The sequence below is a fragment of the Candidatus Babeliales bacterium genome (genome assembly GCA_019749895.1).
GTDB lineage: Bacteria > Babelota > Babeliae > Babelales > RVW-14 > AaIE-18.
The window spans coordinates 222,561-237,953 of the sequence record JAIEPG010000001.1 but is presented as its reverse complement, the minus strand read 5'-3'; the positions used below and the strand labels follow the sequence as shown (position 1 = coordinate 237,953).

16 protein-coding genes are annotated in these 15,393 nt (G+C 44.1%); 5 read left to right on the top strand and 11 right to left on the bottom strand.

The window, feature by feature from the left end; translation table 11 throughout:
* Positions 1-765: hypothetical protein (locus K2W90_01040; GenBank protein ID MBY0352933.1), on the top strand; the 765-nt coding region annotated here is incomplete at its 5' end.
* Between the two features lie 120 nt (positions 766-885).
* Here the strand turns inward: K2W90_01040 and K2W90_01035 are convergent.
* On the bottom strand, positions 886-1,461 hold the full coding sequence (locus K2W90_01035; protein MBY0352932.1) for a peroxiredoxin: 576 nt from the start codon (positions 1,459-1,461) through the stop codon (positions 886-888).
* Between the two features lie 117 nt (positions 1,462-1,578).
* Between K2W90_01035 and trxB the strand changes: the two genes are divergently transcribed.
* Entirely contained in the window at positions 1,579-2,505 is a 927-nt protein-coding gene (trxB, locus tag K2W90_01030; GenBank protein MBY0352931.1) for a thioredoxin-disulfide reductase, read from the top strand.
* Between the two features lie 70 nt (positions 2,506-2,575).
* Here the strand turns inward: trxB and K2W90_01025 are convergent, their stop codons facing one another.
* Genes K2W90_01025 through K2W90_00985 form a run of 9 tightly spaced genes read right to left on the bottom strand, consistent with a single transcriptional unit; the run spans position 2,576 to position 11,088 of the window.
* A complete protein-coding gene (locus tag K2W90_01025; protein ID MBY0352930.1) occupies positions 2,576-3,415 on the bottom strand; it encodes an ankyrin repeat domain-containing protein in 840 nt (279 codons plus the stop codon).
* An 18-nt stretch (positions 3,416-3,433) separates the two neighbouring features.
* A complete protein-coding gene (locus K2W90_01020) occupies positions 3,434-4,315 on the bottom strand; it encodes an ankyrin repeat domain-containing protein (protein ID MBY0352929.1) in 882 nt (293 codons plus the stop codon).
* Between the two features lie 29 nt (positions 4,316-4,344).
* Positions 4,345-5,412 (bottom strand): ankyrin repeat domain-containing protein, encoded by a 1,068-nt coding sequence (locus tag K2W90_01015; GenBank protein MBY0352928.1) that lies wholly within the window; start codon positions 5,410-5,412, stop codon positions 4,345-4,347.
* 31 nt (positions 5,413-5,443) lie between these two features.
* Positions 5,444-6,259, bottom strand: a complete 816-nt coding sequence (locus K2W90_01010; protein MBY0352927.1) for an ankyrin repeat domain-containing protein — start codon at positions 6,257-6,259, stop codon at positions 5,444-5,446.
* Positions 6,260-6,285: 26 nt separating this feature from the next.
* Positions 6,286-7,281: an ankyrin repeat domain-containing protein gene (locus K2W90_01005; protein MBY0352926.1), complete on the bottom strand. Its 996-nt coding sequence runs from the start codon at positions 7,279-7,281 to the stop codon at positions 6,286-6,288.
* Positions 7,282-7,317: 36 nt separating this feature from the next.
* Positions 7,318-8,520, bottom strand: coding sequence for an ankyrin repeat domain-containing protein (locus K2W90_01000; GenBank protein ID MBY0352925.1), 1,203 nt, complete (start codon positions 8,518-8,520; stop codon positions 7,318-7,320).
* A gap of 39 nt (positions 8,521-8,559) precedes the next feature.
* On the bottom strand, positions 8,560-9,447 hold the full coding sequence (locus K2W90_00995) for an ankyrin repeat domain-containing protein (protein MBY0352924.1): 888 nt from the start codon (positions 9,445-9,447) through the stop codon (positions 8,560-8,562).
* A 26-nt stretch (positions 9,448-9,473) separates the two neighbouring features.
* Complete coding sequence (locus tag K2W90_00990; protein MBY0352923.1) at positions 9,474-10,439, bottom strand: bifunctional oligoribonuclease/PAP phosphatase NrnA; 966 nt, start codon at positions 10,437-10,439, stop codon at positions 9,474-9,476.
* Positions 10,417-11,088: an L-threonylcarbamoyladenylate synthase gene (locus tag K2W90_00985; GenBank protein MBY0352922.1), complete on the bottom strand. Its 672-nt coding sequence runs from the start codon at positions 11,086-11,088 to the stop codon at positions 10,417-10,419. The genes K2W90_00990 and K2W90_00985 overlap by 23 nt, the downstream gene beginning before the upstream one ends.
* A gap of 348 nt (positions 11,089-11,436) precedes the next feature.
* Here K2W90_00985 and K2W90_00980 point away from each other — a divergent pair, with 348 nt between their 5' ends.
* The 3 genes from K2W90_00980 to K2W90_00970 all read left to right on the top strand — a co-directional run bounded on the left by K2W90_00980 (position 11,437) and on the right by K2W90_00970 (position 14,749).
* On the top strand, positions 11,437-12,846 hold the full coding sequence (locus K2W90_00980) for a hypothetical protein (GenBank protein ID MBY0352921.1): 1,410 nt from the start codon (positions 11,437-11,439) through the stop codon (positions 12,844-12,846).
* A 185-nt stretch (positions 12,847-13,031) separates the two neighbouring features.
* Positions 13,032-13,172, top strand: coding sequence for a hypothetical protein (locus K2W90_00975; GenBank protein MBY0352920.1), 141 nt, complete (start codon positions 13,032-13,034; stop codon positions 13,170-13,172).
* A 50-nt stretch (positions 13,173-13,222) separates the two neighbouring features.
* Entirely contained in the window at positions 13,223-14,749 is a 1,527-nt protein-coding gene (locus K2W90_00970; protein ID MBY0352919.1) for a hypothetical protein, read from the top strand.
* On the opposite strand, the gene K2W90_00965 is transcribed toward K2W90_00970, so the two are convergent.
* Positions 14,746-15,339, bottom strand: a complete 594-nt coding sequence (locus K2W90_00965) for an ankyrin repeat domain-containing protein (protein MBY0352918.1) — start codon at positions 15,337-15,339, stop codon at positions 14,746-14,748. The two genes, K2W90_00970 and K2W90_00965, sit on opposite strands and share 4 nt — an antisense overlap.
* Between the last annotated feature and the right edge of the window lie 54 nt (positions 15,340-15,393).

Here is a 15,393-nt window from a genome sequence, read left to right as displayed (position 1 = left end):
TTTGAGGCAGCTATTCAAGTTGCAGCTACCAATATATTGCATGATGATTATGACGTTAGACAGTCTGCATTGAATCTGTTCACAGCACTTTTTAAAAAAGGCTATGAACCGGCATTTGAGGCAGCTATTCAAGTTGCAGCTACCAATATATTGCATGATGATTATGACGTTAGACAGTCTGCATTGAATCTATTCACAGCACTTTTTGAAAAAGGTTATAAACCAGCATTTGCGAGAGCTACTCAAGCAGCAGCTGACAATATATCGCATGCTGATCTATATGTTAGATCTGATGCATGGAATCTGTTCAAAGCACTTGTTGAAAAAGACCATAAGCCGGCATTGGAGGCAGCTACTCAAGTTGCAGCTACCAATATATTGCATGATGATTATGACGTTGGATATAATGCATCGAATCTGTTCACAGCACTTGTTGAAAAAGGTTATGAATCGGCATTTGTGGCAGCTACTCAAGTTGCAACTGCCAATATATCGCATGCTCGTTTTAGCGTTCGCTATAATGCATGGAATCTGTTCACAGCACTTATCACCAAAGGTTATGAACCGGCATTTGCGGCAGCTACTCAAGCAGCAGAGCTTTATAAAAATGATTCTTGTTCTTTTGTCAAAAAAGCTGCCGAGACTCTCTTGGAAGCTTTAGAAAAACACAAACAGCAGGCGGCATCAAGTGATTCGATAGCTGCAAGCAGTTCAGCAGCAAGCAGCCAGCCGGTAGAAGCTGAAACATTGCAAGACTATGAGTAACATTTAATGTCAAAAATTTTTTAGTTCTGGGGGAGCGGTATAAAACCTTCCCCCTTCTTTTTTATCTGAAACTTTTAATCAAGACGGCGCTTAAAAGCTATGCCCCCCACTATTTTTTCCCTACCCAAAATAAGCTTGCAAACCCGCTTGCGTCGTCTTCATAGCCTTCTGCCCCTGATTCCAATTTGCTGGGCACACTTCTCCGTTTTTTTCAACATGCTGCAATGCATCAACCAAACGCACCAACTCAGCAATATTGCGGCCAAGCGGCAAGTTGTTAATAGCGGCATACTGCACCACATTATTTTTATCGAGCAAAAAAGTCCCTCGCAACGCAACGCCGGCCTGCTGGTCTAAAACGCCATAATCATCTGCTATTTTTTTGGTAATATCTGCCAGCAACGGGTAGCTAATACCGCAAATGCCACCTTTATTTTTTGGCTGTTCAAGCCAAGCCAAATGGCTGTAAGCAGAATCAACAGAAATACCCAACACCCGCACATCACGCTTTTTAAACTCTTCATGATATTCTTGCAGCGCATGCAGCTCTGTTGGACAAACAAACGTAAAATCGAGTGGATAAAAGAACAGCAGTTTATAACTACCATCAAAATCTTTTAAACTCACGCGCTTAATATTGCCGTTTTCAACCGCATCGCATGAAAAGTCGGGCGCACTTTTTCCTACAACAATCATCCTTTTCTCCTGAAAAAAATTTGTTAGACTTAACCTTTCGCTGACAAAAATTGTGGTATACACTATACCTTCATTTATTATGGTTGCCTAACAAAAAAAAGCTCAAAGGATACGCTCATGACCTACGATATTGTTGTTATTGGATCGGGCCCTGCTGGCCTTACCGCCGGCATTTATGGTTCTCGCGCAGGATTTAAAACATTAATTTTAGAAGGCAACCTGCCGGGTGGCCAACTCATGACAACAACACTCGTTGAAAACTGGCCAGGCGACCTCTCGGTTCAAGGGCCAGACTTGATGGATCGCATGCGCAGCCACGCAAAAAAATATGGTGCCGAGCTGGTACAAGACCCCGTTGTAGCTACTAACTTTGCACAACAACCATTTACACTGACTACTGAAAGTGGCAAAACAATTCAAGCCCACACCGTAATTATTGCCACCGGCGCTGAGCACAAAAAACTTGGTTGTCTTGGCGAAAAAGAGTATTTCAACAAAGGCGTTTCTACTTGCGCTACGTGCGACGGTCCATTTTTTAGAGATAAAGAAGTGGTTATTATTGGCGGCGGCAACACTGCGGTAACCGAGGCTGAGCACTTGAGCCACTTGGCAAGCAAAGTGACAGTGATCCACATTCTTGACCAACTCACCGCCAACGATCCAATTAAAAATAAAATTTTGAACCATCCAAAAGTAAACTTTGTTTACAACACCACCGTTGTTGAAATGAAGGGCGATGGTAATAAACTGACTGAAGTTGTGCTTGAAAATCAAAAGACAAAAGAGCGTAGCACGCTGCCCGCTGACGGCGCGTTTGTGGCGATTGGTTTTAACCCGAGCACCAAAATTTTTGCTGGTCAACTTAAAACTGATGCGTACGGTTATTTAGTTCTTGAAAATCAGACGAAGACCAGTGTGCCGGGCGTATTTGCTGCCGGCGACGTTGCTGATTATCGCTATCGCCAAGCAGTAACTGCTGCAGGGATGGGGTGCATGGCTGCACTTGATGCGCAAACGTATTTAGGTTCGTTAGACCATAAGTAAAAAAGCCATAAATAATTGAGCCCACTAAGAAAAAATCTTAGTGGGCTCAACTTTTAACGCTTAATTTTAGTTACAGTATCAAGCAACCTTCTTCTGCACTGCCTCCTGCAGAGTGAGCAACACGCCCACCCTCCTTCAATCCTAACTTGTAAAAGTCACGACATGAAGCATGCCAATAATTGCTCTTGTTTTGATCAGCACCAAATTCTAGCAAAATATTGTATGCCGTGTGATTGTTATCATACCCAGCATGATACGCCGCATAGTGCAACGGCGTAGCGCAACCACCACCAAAACGCCCATTATCAACATCAACTGATTTACCCTGCTGTTGCATAACGCAACAAGCCCAACGCAAAGCATCGTAAGCGCGACTCACCACAAGAAGATGCAGTACATGATTCTCTGGGTCGCTAAAACCACCCGTCCCCTCCGAATAACAAATCTTCACATCAACATTAGCACCCAGCGCATACAACTTTTTCATCTCTTCAAGATCGCCGGCTTTTGCAGCCCAAAGCATTTGTTTATTTGGCCAAGCAAGCTTACCATCTTTGTCACGAGCATACCGGTCAGCACCCAACGCAATCAACTGGTCAAACGCTGCTTCATGCCCAGGCCAATTGGCGGCATGGTGCAGCGGTGTCCGGCCCCAGGCATCGCGTGCATTTATTGCAGCCTTTTGCATAACAACCATCAGGTAAATAGCATCTGCGTCATTTTTTCTGGCAGCCCGATGAAGCGGTGTTTCTTTCCACACTTTGTCCGCAATAGCGTTATCATAAATCGACAATTGAGCCATCTTGGCAGCACACTCTCGCCAGCCACTTTCTAAAGCTGCTGTTGCAGCAAACACATTGGCACTCAGTAGAAAAATAAACACAAACGCTTTTGAAATTCTTAAAATCATAGTTATTTCCATATTTTTTTACAGCAGATTACAATCACCACTATTTCCATAATGTGCAACTTGGCCATTATGATAATCAACCGTCATATTACTTACTTTACCACCCTTGAGAATAACCGTTGGCGGCGGCAGCAGCCCCTTAACTTTAGTCCCATCAGCAAACGTAACTTCATCGCCAAGATAGTGCCAATAATTTTCCCACGAGGCACCATTAACACACTTAGACTTATCTGCACCAAATGATATCAATATCTCCATTGCTTTTTTATCTTTATAATATGCAGCTACGTGCAACGGCGTAACCCGATCAAAATTCTCGACATCAACCGATTTTTTCTTGCTATCGCGCATAACTTGGCACGCCCAGCGCAACGCTTCATGATTGCGACTCGCTGCAAGAAAGTGCAAAACATGATTCCTATTTTGACGTACATCATTCACATCGATATCAGCACCTGCGTCAACCAGCCTTTGCATAACTTCAAGATTGCCAGACGCGGCAGCAGAAAGCATTTGTCTTTCTGGCCAGGCAAGCTTACCTTTGTTGTCGCAAGCATACCGGTCGGCACCCAACTCAATCAATAAGTCAAACACTTCTGGCCACTTATACTGATGTATAGCAGCACAGTGCAAAGGAGTGTGACCCATAAAATCGCCCACATTCATTGAAGCTCCTTGCTCAACAACCAACTGATAAATAGCTTTTATGTTGCCCTGTTCGGCTGCGAGATGAAGCAGTGTTTTCTTCAAATAGCCACAAGACAAACCATCAAGAGACAACCCTTCCACCGCCCGTGTAAGCTCTTCTGTTCCATCTCCAGACGAACTGCTCGGCGCAGCCGCCCAAAGACCAGCATTCAACAACAAAGCACACAACAAGACTTTTGTAATTTTTACCATAAACATTTTTCCTCGTTAGCTAATTTTGTTTAATGCGCGCTAGCCCTGAAAAAAAGATTCAGCATCTTCACGGCACCTTCATCCTGCACCTGTTGTGCAATACACATTGGCGTTGCACCGGCATTATTTGTTACAACAATCTGAACGCGATGCCCTAACAAAAATTCCATTGCATAGATATTTCTGCTCATTACTGCATAGTGCAACGGCGTGCAACCCTTGGCATCTTGTGCATGAGGGCTTGCCCCCAATGCATGCGCACCTCTCATCGCTTCAACATTGCCTAGAAACGCCGCAAGGCACAGACGAGCATGGGGAGCAAGTGCCATCTCTCGCTTCAGATTGAGCGCATTTTTGTTAGCACCTCGCTTGATCAGTGCAGCAACAACAGCACATTGATCTGCAATATCTGCAAAGCGATCTATGGTAGCATAGTGCAATGGCGTGGAACCTGTAAGGTCACGTGCATTGACATCAAGCCTGAGACTATCGTCATGATTGCATAAACAAAGTACTGCTTCTTTGAGCCCCGCTTGCACCGCATAATGCAGCGGCGTGGCACCTGTTTGGTCATGCGCATGGAAATCGATATCTTTCCTGTTTTGAACCAGCCAACAAAAAGCCGCCTGAGAACGAAAAAAAGCCGCATCGTGCAGTGGTGTTGCGCCAGTTTCATCCGGTGCGTTAACGTTAATGCGCTCAAAGCTTTCGCATAAAGCCTTAACCACACCAACATTCCCTTTTTCTGCCGCGTAGTGCAAGGGAGTACGGCCTTTGTTATCTTGCGCGTTGACAAGACCCGGCGCCACATTGTTTCGCAACCACTCGATAACATTAATCTTGTCATGGCGCACCGCCCAGTGCAGCAGCGTTGCACCATCGTGATTGCACACGTCACCGGCCAAAGCTTGTGATGAAAGCAAAAGTTCTGCAAGCTTTGTGGTGTTGCCCAACTCAACGGCAATAAACATTTTCTCGTCAGTTGCCCGTGCACGCTCAAACTCATCAAGGTTGCTTGTCCATGAACTCGAGGCAGCCCATACTGGACCGCCCAACAACAAAGCACATGTTACTACTTTTGAAATTTTTGAAATCATAGTTACCCCTAAACTTGATGAACTTTTTTATCTAAACAATCGAACAGCCACCCTTAGACTCATGCCGTGGCATGGTTACAACCTTTCCATCAGCATAATATGTACAGATAAATTTATCGCACCACGGCTGCATATGTGCCATATCCCAAGATGTTTTTGCTTGACTAGCACCACACGCAATCAAAATATCCCAGGCTTTTTTATCTTGATAAAAAGCAGCCAGTTGCAATGGTGTCCAGTAAGATCCGGTAGAATCAACAGATTCACCCCGTGCCATAAGCTGTGCACATGCCCAGGTCAGAGCAGCGTAATTGCGACTCAACACAAGATAGTGCAGAACATACAAACAATCATTTGCCAGATTCAAATCGTATGCTTCAATAAGACTTGCATCGTACCTACAAAGCTCTTGCATCGTCGCAAGGTCGCCAGCTTTTGCCGCCCAAAGCATCTGCCTTTTTGGCCAGGCAAGCTCGCCTTTATTGTTGCGCACATACCGGTCAGCACCCAGCTGAATCAACAAATCAAAGACCTCTGGCTGCGCATACTGAAAAATGGCAGCCGTATGCAATGGCGTATTGCCCGCATAGTCACGCACATTAATTGGATCTCCTCGCTCAATCAAGTATACGATAGCCTTAATATTGCCCTGCTCAGCAGCAATATGAAGCAGCGTCCGCTTCAAAGCGCTACATCCATAATGCTTATCGAGCTTTAGCTCTTCCAACGCGCCCGTAAGCTCTTCTGTTTCACTCTCTGACAAACTCGAGAAACTTGACGAACTTGCTGCCCAAAGGCCAGTATTCAACAACAATGCACACACAAAAACTTTTGTAATTTTTATCATAATATTTTTCCTTGTTAGTTAGTTTTTTAACGTGAAGCCCTAAAATAAAGCGACAAAAGCTCTTTTGCGCCTTGATCGTGCAACTGTTCTGCAATGTTGAACGGCGTTTGACCGGCATTATTTTTTACCTCAATAGGAACGCGACGTTCTAATAAAAATGAAATTGCGTTAAGATTTTTGCTCATTACCGCATAATGCAACGGCGAACAACCTTGAGCATCTTGAGCATGAAGACTGGTTCCCAACGTGCAATGAACCGCCATTGCTGGAACATTACCTTGAAACGCAGCAAAACACAGACGAGCATGGGACGAAAGTGCTCGATCACCATTTGTGTTTAACGCATTTTGGTTAGCACCACACTTGATCAGCGCATCAACAACTGCCCGTTGGTCAGCAATATCTTTAAAGCGATCGATGGTAGCATAATGCAATGGCGTGGAACCGGTAACATCTCGCACGTCAACATCAAGGCTGAGATCCTTGGCCCATTCACACAATAAAATGACCACTTCTTTGCGTCCTGCTTTCACGGCATAATGCAGCGCCGTGGCACCAGTCTCATCTTGTTCATTGGCATTCATACACGCAAAGCCCTCGCACAAGGTTTTGGCCACAGCGAGATCACCTTTTTTTGCCGCATAGTGCAAAGGCGTGCAACCCTTGTAATCTTGCTCGTTTACAAGCTCTCGTGTACCGATCTTGTCGATCTTGTCCAACCACTCGATAACATTAATTTTACCATGCCGGACCGCCCAATGAAGCAGCGTCGCACCTTCATGATTGCGCACATCCCTGGTCACCACCGGCAAGTCAATAAACAAATTACGGAGCCTTTGGATACTCCCCTGCTCAACGGCAGTAAATATCTTTTCATAAGTTACGCGCGCCCGTTGGTCAATTACTTGCGCGTCATAAATTTCGTTAAGATCGACTGCCCGTGAACTTGAAGATGCCGCCGCCCACACCGAGCTGCTCAACAACAAAGAAAATGCTACTACTTTTGAAACTTTTGAAATCATAGTTACTCCAATATTTTATGTAAATTTTTGTTAGAATTACTCGTCGTCGCCCAATCCAAAACCCGCAAACGCATTCAAGAATGCAAGCCCGCCATCTCCTTCAACATCTTCAACAACATCTTGCATCAAGCCGCCCGGCGTATTGCCATGAATATCTTGGGCATATGGCGAAGCACCAGCCAAAAACAAACGGTCGGCAATATTTTGGTGACCCATTGCCGCAGCATAGTGTGCCGGCGTAGCATCTTCGTTGTCACGCGCACGCACATCGGCACCAAATTGAATCAACAGGTTTACGACCTCAAGAGTTCCTTCTGCCGCTGCCGTGTGCAACAACGTAGCACCATGCTCACCACGAATACTTAAAATTGCTTCGCGATTTTGAATAACTTGTTCTTCTGTTAACTTTGTACGCCAGCCAGGATGCTTTTGGATATAATTTGGCGCATTCAGAAAAAGGTTGAAATACCAGGTAGTGTTCTGAACATCTACATGTTCAACAATATTTTTGTGCAGCAAAAGAAAAACGCGCTGACGTAAATAATCCAATATCTCAATTTTATTCCAAACAAGAGCCAGATGAAGCGGGGTATAAGAACATTCATCAGTTCGTGCAAGCGAAGCATCTTTTTCTTCAATAAAATACTTCACAACATCTAATCGATTATTCCCAACCGCAGAACAAAGAGGCACTATTTGCCCATATCCATTTGGTTTGGCGCCACGCTCAACCAACTTCTTAATTTTTGGCAATAACTGATTGTAGGTAGCGGCTGCCAACATCTGTGCAGCCGCTTTCTTCATTTCAATTTTTATAGGAGTTCTCCAATCAGCTAAACCAAGAGGCGTCCATTGGTGATCTCTGCGGTACTTAAGAGGGTTCGCACCTTTTGCAAGCAGCGCTTTAACCATCTCTAAATTTTTATGCCCAACAGCATAGTGCAGGGGAGTGCGGCCGCCACTCTTGTCTTTTGGATCGCGCTGATTTGGATTGGCTCCGTGGTCCAACAAAACCTTAACAGCATCAGCGTTATTTCCCTTTACAGCTGCAAAAAATAAACTATCACCGGAAGGTGTTATGGTGTAAGGAGTTAGTAAACCCTCTGAAGCCTGTTTGCTTGATTTGGCACACGCTTGAAAAAACGCTTCAACGAGCGCCTTGTTGTTGCTGGCTGCTGCCCACACAGGGCTGCTCAGCAACAATGCAAAAGAAAAAACTTTTGAAACTTTTGAAATCATAATTACTCCTACGTGCCCACTAACCGTGAGCTCTTTTTTTTACTGAATACAACAACCATCCTCACTAGGACTACCATAAGAAATACCACCCGGAACGGACTCAAGAACTCTGACATTTCCGCCACCAGCAAACTTTTCGTGCGGGAGCAGCTGATCGTGATCATCACCAAGCTCATCATCGCGCACTTCCTGCTGCCCGTACCGAACATCCGCCTTAAATTCACGCAAAATCTGCTGCGCTTGCTCATCGCAAAGATACTCGGCATAGTGAAGCGGCGTCCACTTTGCATAATTATCCCCACAGGTGGGATTCAGCGATCTAAACCTTTTTTTCAATTCAACACACACCCAACGCAGTGCTTCGTAGTGGTGGCCCAGTACCAGCAGGTGCAGTACGGTTAACCGAACTTTATTGTGATAATCCCACATGTAGGCCTCCAGGCTGACACCACACCTGTAGAACTGCTGCACCTGCTCAAGATCGCCTACTTGTGCCGCCCTCAACATTTGACGCTCTGGCCAGGCAAGCCTACCTTTTTTATCTCCGGCATAACGATGAGCACCAAGCTCAATCAACAAATCAAAGGCTTCGGGCTTGCCCCAAAAAGCTGCATAATGCAAGGGAGTCTCACCACCCCAATCAACAGCATCGATATTGCACTCCTGCTGAACAAGAGTAGAAATCACTTCGGTGTAGCCTTCTTTTGCCGCAACATGCAACGGCGTTACGCCCATCCTTGGTTTCGCTATGTGCTTGCAATACTCCTGGTTGGACAACAAGCGCCAAGGGCGCGGTCCTTGGCACCGGTCAAGTTCGCGTTCTATGATATTTTCACGTTCTTCAGGAGACAAAGAAAATGTTGCTGCCCACACAGAACTTGCCAGTAGCAGAGAAATAGAAAGAGCTGTTGAAATTTTTTTTATCATGCTTATTCCCGATGTTGTAAACTTTTTTATTGCAAGTAGCTCGTTACCTCTTTAACCACTTCATCAATTGGCCTGTTTAGTGAAATGCCAGATGCATTTTTGTGCCCACCACCACCAAAATGCCCCGCCAACTTGTTAACGTCAGCCTGTTTGGAGCGCAGCGAAACTTTTGTTTTACCATCTTGTTCTTCATAAAACAGAATCGTGATATCAATATCAGAAAGTTGAGCCAAAAAATTGCTAAAGCCAACGGTAGAACTCAGCGTTAAGCCAAGGCTTTGCAAATCTTTTTGTCGAATCACGGACCACGCAGCTTTGCGGTTGGGAGCAAACGTAACCGAACTTAACAGCCGGCCCCACAAGGTAATAATTTCTGGCTTTTTGTTAAACAACAACTCACCCATCAGCTCAAACAAGTTGGCACCGGCATCAATCAGGTCGGCAGCAACACGCAACGTGCGAGGGCGTGTAGATTGTGTATGAAAAACTTGGCAATCATACAACATGCCAAACAATAAACATTCAGCCATGTATTTATCAACTTCTTGGCCCCACCAGTGCAACAACAAATAAAGCTGTTCACAGGTGCTTGAAACCTGATCGGTAATCAAGTTAATGCTTGCTTTAATACTGTTGCTGATGTGATGGTCAATGTTAATGCTGGGTATTTCGTGAAAGGCGGCAGGATAATATAACCGTTCATAGTTTGCCGTATCAAACATAATTAACAAATCGGGTTCTTGTTTATGTTTGTTTACCAAAACGTTTGCACCCTGGCGCTTGAGTGGTACTTCAGGCTCAGATGGATACACCACCTCAACCGACTTACCCATTTTTTCAAGCAACGCAGACATTGCAGCGCACGCTGACATGCCATCGGCATCTGGCTTTTGGTGAGTGAGTAAGGTAATAGCGTTGACACTTTCAATTAAATGCCAGGCATCGGTCACTAAGTGCGGAGAAAATAGATCATTTTTCAAATACTGATTCATAGTATCGCTCAAGCTCCTTAACAGGATATGCGCCCTCTCTGACCACACGAATTTTATTGCCAGAACAATCAATAATTGTTGATGGCTGCCCAGTTTGCCCCGAGGCCCTTTGCTTGTCAATAACTACCCACTCAACAGCCTCCATTAGTGCACTGTCAATCGCGCTCAGGCTACTTGGCACAGGACAACCGCTTTTGTTAGCACTGGTTGAAAATAAACCATCAAAATGGCCCAAAAGGCGCAAAAGTGGGTCAAAAAGTGGGCAACGCAGGGCAATAGTGCCGTCTTGAGCCACCACGTGGGCAGGTAGACCCTTTTTGGCCTTAAAAATGACCGTAACAGGCCCCGGCCAGCACTGTAAAAGCATCCGCTGTAATGGCAGATTTATTGTTGATGGATCAACAAAATGTGACAACTTGTCAAGACCGCCAATCAAAACCAAGTACGGCTTATCGCCGCGATCTCCTTTTGTGGTATTTAATGCCTGAAAACTTGATTGTTTCAGATTGGCAAGAAGACCCAAAACCGTATCAGAATCCACAATTGACAAACTGTCACGATCAAGAGATTCTTTCAATCGGGAAATTGTTGCTTCGTCCTGCCAGGATATTATTTTTTTTGAGTATTTATTGTTACTATTTGTATCCATTTGTCAATTACCAATCGTTCGAATAGGTGGTTATTATGCGTTTGACAATCCGCCAATTATAACTTATCCTTGAAATATGGCTATAAATTTTAAATTGAACTTATACCATAGATTTGAAATTCAAATTAAATACTAGCTGGATTATCAAAATTGATCTAGCTTTGCAGCATTATGTACTTTAGTACAGAAAAAAACAATCCCCTCTCACTTTTGGTCCTTCGAGACGCAACTCAACGAGTTGCTCCTCAGGGAAGACGGGGGAAGGGTCTGAAGAAATCTAGAGACAGAAGTAATAGTAATGAACTTAAAAAAGAGAATAGTTACGAGAATAAAAGAAAGGCTAATGCCATGACAATGATAACAAGCGTTGATAGAGCCAAGAAAAAAGGCACAACAACCTTAGGAAAAATCCGTAGTTATAGCGAAGTGGTTGAACACTTGGACAGCCTTGTTCGCTATGAATATGGTCAAGATGCTCTTGATCGTATGAAAGAACTGGATAAAGCCTTTGGCCATCCATCAACAAAAACCGAATCTATCTTAGTTTGTGGAACAAATGGTAAGAGTTCGACCATACACTTTGCCGCCAAGCTTTTAAAAGAAGAAGGCTTTAAAGTTGCTGCAACCTACTCATCCCATTTCTTGAACTACAACGAACGCATGATTGTAGACTTTCAACCTATCGGCAACAAACCCTTTACCGATACCGTTAATGAAGTTATTAATGCTACCGAATTGCACAATATTAAAGCAACGGCTTATGAAGTTATTCTCATGGCTTCATTGCTCAACTTGGCAGAAGAAAAAGTTGATGTAGCACTCTTTGAAGTTGGTTACGGCGGAAAATTAGATGCAGCTAACATTCTTAAACCAAAAATTGCCGCTATTACCCGCATCGCTGAAGATCAAGTTGGCCTTTTAAGCCCAGACCTTGACCAAGCAGCATTTGAAATGTTGGAAATAGCAAAAGAAGGCACCTGGTTCATTTCAGCAGAACAAAGCAAAATTCGCCTTCAAAAAATGAAAAACTGGATAGACACCCACGGCGCACTCTGGGCTATGCCAATCAGAAAACTTGCCAATCTCCCTTACATTTTTGAACAACTTTATGGCCGTATAGCTTCCCTTGGGGAACGTATTGCTCAAATTTATGTTGAAGATGTTAAAGGTAAATTTTCACCATTTTTACGCGGCAACCTCTTGGCAACCCAAAAAGGCCAACGCGGTCGCCCAACCCTTGAAGCTAAACGTCACGCAGAACTGCACCCAATTAAAACCCTCAAAGGTTTTTGGACAGAACAGTTCGATCTGCTTCGTGGTCGCTTTGAATTATTAGATAAAGAAAAACCAACCATTTTGTTAGACAATGCTAGCAACTTGGATGCATTAACTAACTTGTTCTTGGGTATTCGTTTGGTTCATTACCAAAAGCCGCTCAAAGGCCTTGGCATTGTTATTGGTTTGCATAAAGCCATTAATGCCATGGAAGCTATCAAGCTTATTCGTTATTTGCTTAAAAAAGTCAGCGGCCAAATTTTCTTTGTACCAATCCCTGGCTCAGTTGCCTGCCACGACGCTCAAGACCTTGCCCTCATGGCAAAAGAGTTGAACGTTAAAGCAAAAGCATGCGCAAACTTTAAAGAAGCTTTTGAGCAAACAAAGTCTGCGGTTGATGAACGCGATGGCATGATCTGTATTTCCGGTTCGCCAGAATTAATTAGCGAATATTGGAATTATCGCGGTATCAAGAAATTCTAACCTAGTACTTTAACTTTTCCCCTAAAAGTAACGGCGATGCATAATTATTATGTATCGCCGTTTTCTTATGTTGCCATCTATCCACCAAACCCCTTTGCCAAACTATTGCTTTGGATAGGCAAAAATTATTATCATAAAGACAAGATATAAAGCATTCTAAAAGTTTTAAAGGGTTGGGGAATAGTATGAATCCACTAAAAAAAGAAGTCCGTTTTTGGGTCAGCTTGACGGTCATTCTGTTTGGCATATCGCTGTATGTCAACGGCTCAGGACGCACTAACTTTGTTGGCCGTATGCTTAACTGGTCGTCAGCACCAACAAAATAAATCTTTATCTCACGTAATAACATTGCCAAAAACAATACCATGGAAACAACATGAAACTATTAAAAAAAGAAGCTCATTTTTTGGTCAGTGTAACCATAATGCTTTTTGGCATATTGTTACCTGTTAACGGCATGGTGCGCAGAGGCCCAGAACCAATGACAAGAGTCCCAAACCCACTGTATAGACCCACAAGCATGCCACCAACCCCAACACCACCAACATCGCAACCCCCACCACGCTCGCCACATTTAAGCACGCCGACAGTACCAACACCAAGCACCGACCCCAGAAGATCATTACGCCAAGACGCAGACAAAATGCCATCTACTTACGATTTAATGAGAGGTTTTAACATTAAGCCCAAACAAGAAGGGGTCGTTGCACAAATAACCTCGTTCTTTAGGCCACCTTTTGGCGCCAAATATGAAGCACAACAAGCATGGGCAAAAGCTGCAAAAGCAGAAGACCAAAAAGCACCAAGCATGGTACGAATGCTTTACCAAAAAGCTGCATTAGAAAAAGAAGCAAAAGCAGTAGCAAAAACTGACCCTGAAAAAGCGGTAAAGTTGCGCGCTCAAGCTACCAATTTATTTTTTCGACCAGAAATGAGTACGCTGCCTAAAGAACCAGTGCTCCCAAAAACTCAAATGGAACATGTTCAGATGGCATATATCAAAAAAATAGCACAAGCAAAAGAAGAAGTTGAAAGCGCAAAAACAATCCAAGAACAACAAGCAGCACAAAAAAAGCTTACTGATTTACGCATAAAACTAAGCTCCGAGACGCTCAAAGACCCAAATGTGCGAAAAGAAATTAACCGTCTTCAAACAAAGCTTTATGCAGACCTTGGCAAAGGCGAACAGATTGGTAAAAAGTTAACAGAAGCAGAACAACTTTATAAAAAATCTCCAACCGAAAAAAATAGGCAAAAACTAGAAGCACTACAAAAACAACAACAAGCCAATAACAAAGATATAGAAGCCTCTCAGATGGTTCGCACACGCCTTGTTGGCTACCACTTAGCAGACCCAGAAACAGGACAAGCAGCACTCGTAGCACCTCAAAAACCTCCACGCCCAGCTCAAGGTCCAGGAGTTACTCAAACAGCGCCAGAAAAACCGGCAAAGCCACCAGTTACTACACCACAAGCACCACCAATCACCGCAGAAAGCCAAAGCATACAACCACAAAAATTTACCATCACGCCTGGCCCCCAACCACAAACGGCTACCATACAAACACTACAACAACCACAACAGGCGATTTTGGTCAAACAACCAACACCAGGTCAACTCCCAGGACAAGCTCGTCTTGACATATCAGCATCAAGTAGCCCAACACAAACACCCGTTAGAGCTGGGGCAAGTACGGTAAATCCAGAAGTAAGTAATGTCCTAGTTCCTGCAGAACGAGTTACACCAGGCATTGATGCAGCAACTGCTCGCGTGCGCCAAGCAACTGAAAGACTAGAATCTGCCGCAGAACTGGGCGCAGCACAACAACGGGCCCAAGATGCACTCAGCCGCCTAACAAGAGCTGCTCAAGAAGCACAACAAACACCTGGACAACCACGTTAAAAACAATGCTCATAAATTTTTAGATACTTACTCAATTGTGGATAACGCCCGTTGCGAAATGCAATCATAACGGGCGTTTCTCTTTTGAGATTTATAATGTCTTGGCACGCTTTTCCTTTTTCAACTAAAAGCGCCACAATCTCAACAAAGCCCCAGCCCGCTGCGTAGTGAAGCGGCGTATTGCCACTCTTGTCTTGAATATTTACTAAAGCCCCAGCATTGAGCAAAAGCTCAACTATTTCTATCAAGCAAAACTGGCTAGCAATGTGCAACGCCGTCCTGCCCAGTACTTCTTCACGGTCCTCAAGATCAACCATGTTGGGTTCTTGCAAAATTCTTCTCAGTTCATTGATATCGTTATTTTTAACCGCTTGAAGCGGCGAATTTTTTACCAGCTCAAACTCGTCGGCCAATCGATCTGTGCTGGCGGACAGCCGCACGCGATCAATACTGTCGGGCGGGACAAATCCCGGCTTGTCTTCAAAAGTAATTTCAGTAGCGGGTTGGTCAAACGAGTCGCTTGCGGCACAAAACAGCATACCAAAGTTCAACAGCACAAACACATTGAGCACCAACATCAACTTTTTCAAGACAACCTCCCTGAAACTAAAAATCCGTTAAAGAGTTATTCTTTAACGGATTGT

Excerpts from the sequence above, each read along its gene's own strand:
- K2W90_01000 (MBY0352925.1), bottom strand. The coding sequence starts at position 8,520 with ATGATTTCAAAAGTTTCAAAAGTTTTTTCTTTTGCATTGTTGCTGAGC.
- K2W90_00970 (MBY0352919.1), top strand. The coding sequence starts at position 13,223 with ATGAAACTATTAAAAAAAGAAGCTCATTTTTTGGTCAGTGTAACCATA.
- K2W90_01005 (MBY0352926.1), bottom strand. The coding sequence starts at position 7,281 with ATGATTTCAAAAGTTTCAAAAGTAGTAGCATTTTCTTTGTTGTTGAGC.
- K2W90_01035 (MBY0352932.1), bottom strand. The coding sequence starts at position 1,461 with ATGATTGTTGTAGGAAAAAGTGCGCCCGACTTTTCATGCGATGCGGTT.
- K2W90_00975 (MBY0352920.1), top strand. The coding sequence starts at position 13,032 with ATGAATCCACTAAAAAAAGAAGTCCGTTTTTGGGTCAGCTTGACGGTC.
- K2W90_00985 (MBY0352922.1), bottom strand. The coding sequence starts at position 11,088 with ATGGATACAAATAGTAACAATAAATACTCAAAAAAAATAATATCCTGG.
- K2W90_01020 (MBY0352929.1), bottom strand. The coding sequence starts at position 4,315 with ATGGTAAAAATTACAAAAGTCTTGTTGTGTGCTTTGTTGTTGAATGCT.
- K2W90_01010 (MBY0352927.1), bottom strand. The coding sequence starts at position 6,259 with ATGATAAAAATTACAAAAGTTTTTGTGTGTGCATTGTTGTTGAATACT.
- trxB (MBY0352931.1), top strand. The coding sequence starts at position 1,579 with ATGACCTACGATATTGTTGTTATTGGATCGGGCCCTGCTGGCCTTACC.
- K2W90_00995 (MBY0352924.1), bottom strand. The coding sequence starts at position 9,447 with ATGATAAAAAAAATTTCAACAGCTCTTTCTATTTCTCTGCTACTGGCA.
- K2W90_01025 (MBY0352930.1), bottom strand. The coding sequence starts at position 3,415 with ATGATTTTAAGAATTTCAAAAGCGTTTGTGTTTATTTTTCTACTGAGT.
- K2W90_01015 (MBY0352928.1), bottom strand. The coding sequence starts at position 5,412 with ATGATTTCAAAAATTTCAAAAGTAGTAACATGTGCTTTGTTGTTGGGC.
- K2W90_00990 (MBY0352923.1), bottom strand. The coding sequence starts at position 10,439 with ATGAATCAGTATTTGAAAAATGATCTATTTTCTCCGCACTTAGTGACC.
- K2W90_00980 (MBY0352921.1), top strand. The coding sequence starts at position 11,437 with ATGACAATGATAACAAGCGTTGATAGAGCCAAGAAAAAAGGCACAACA.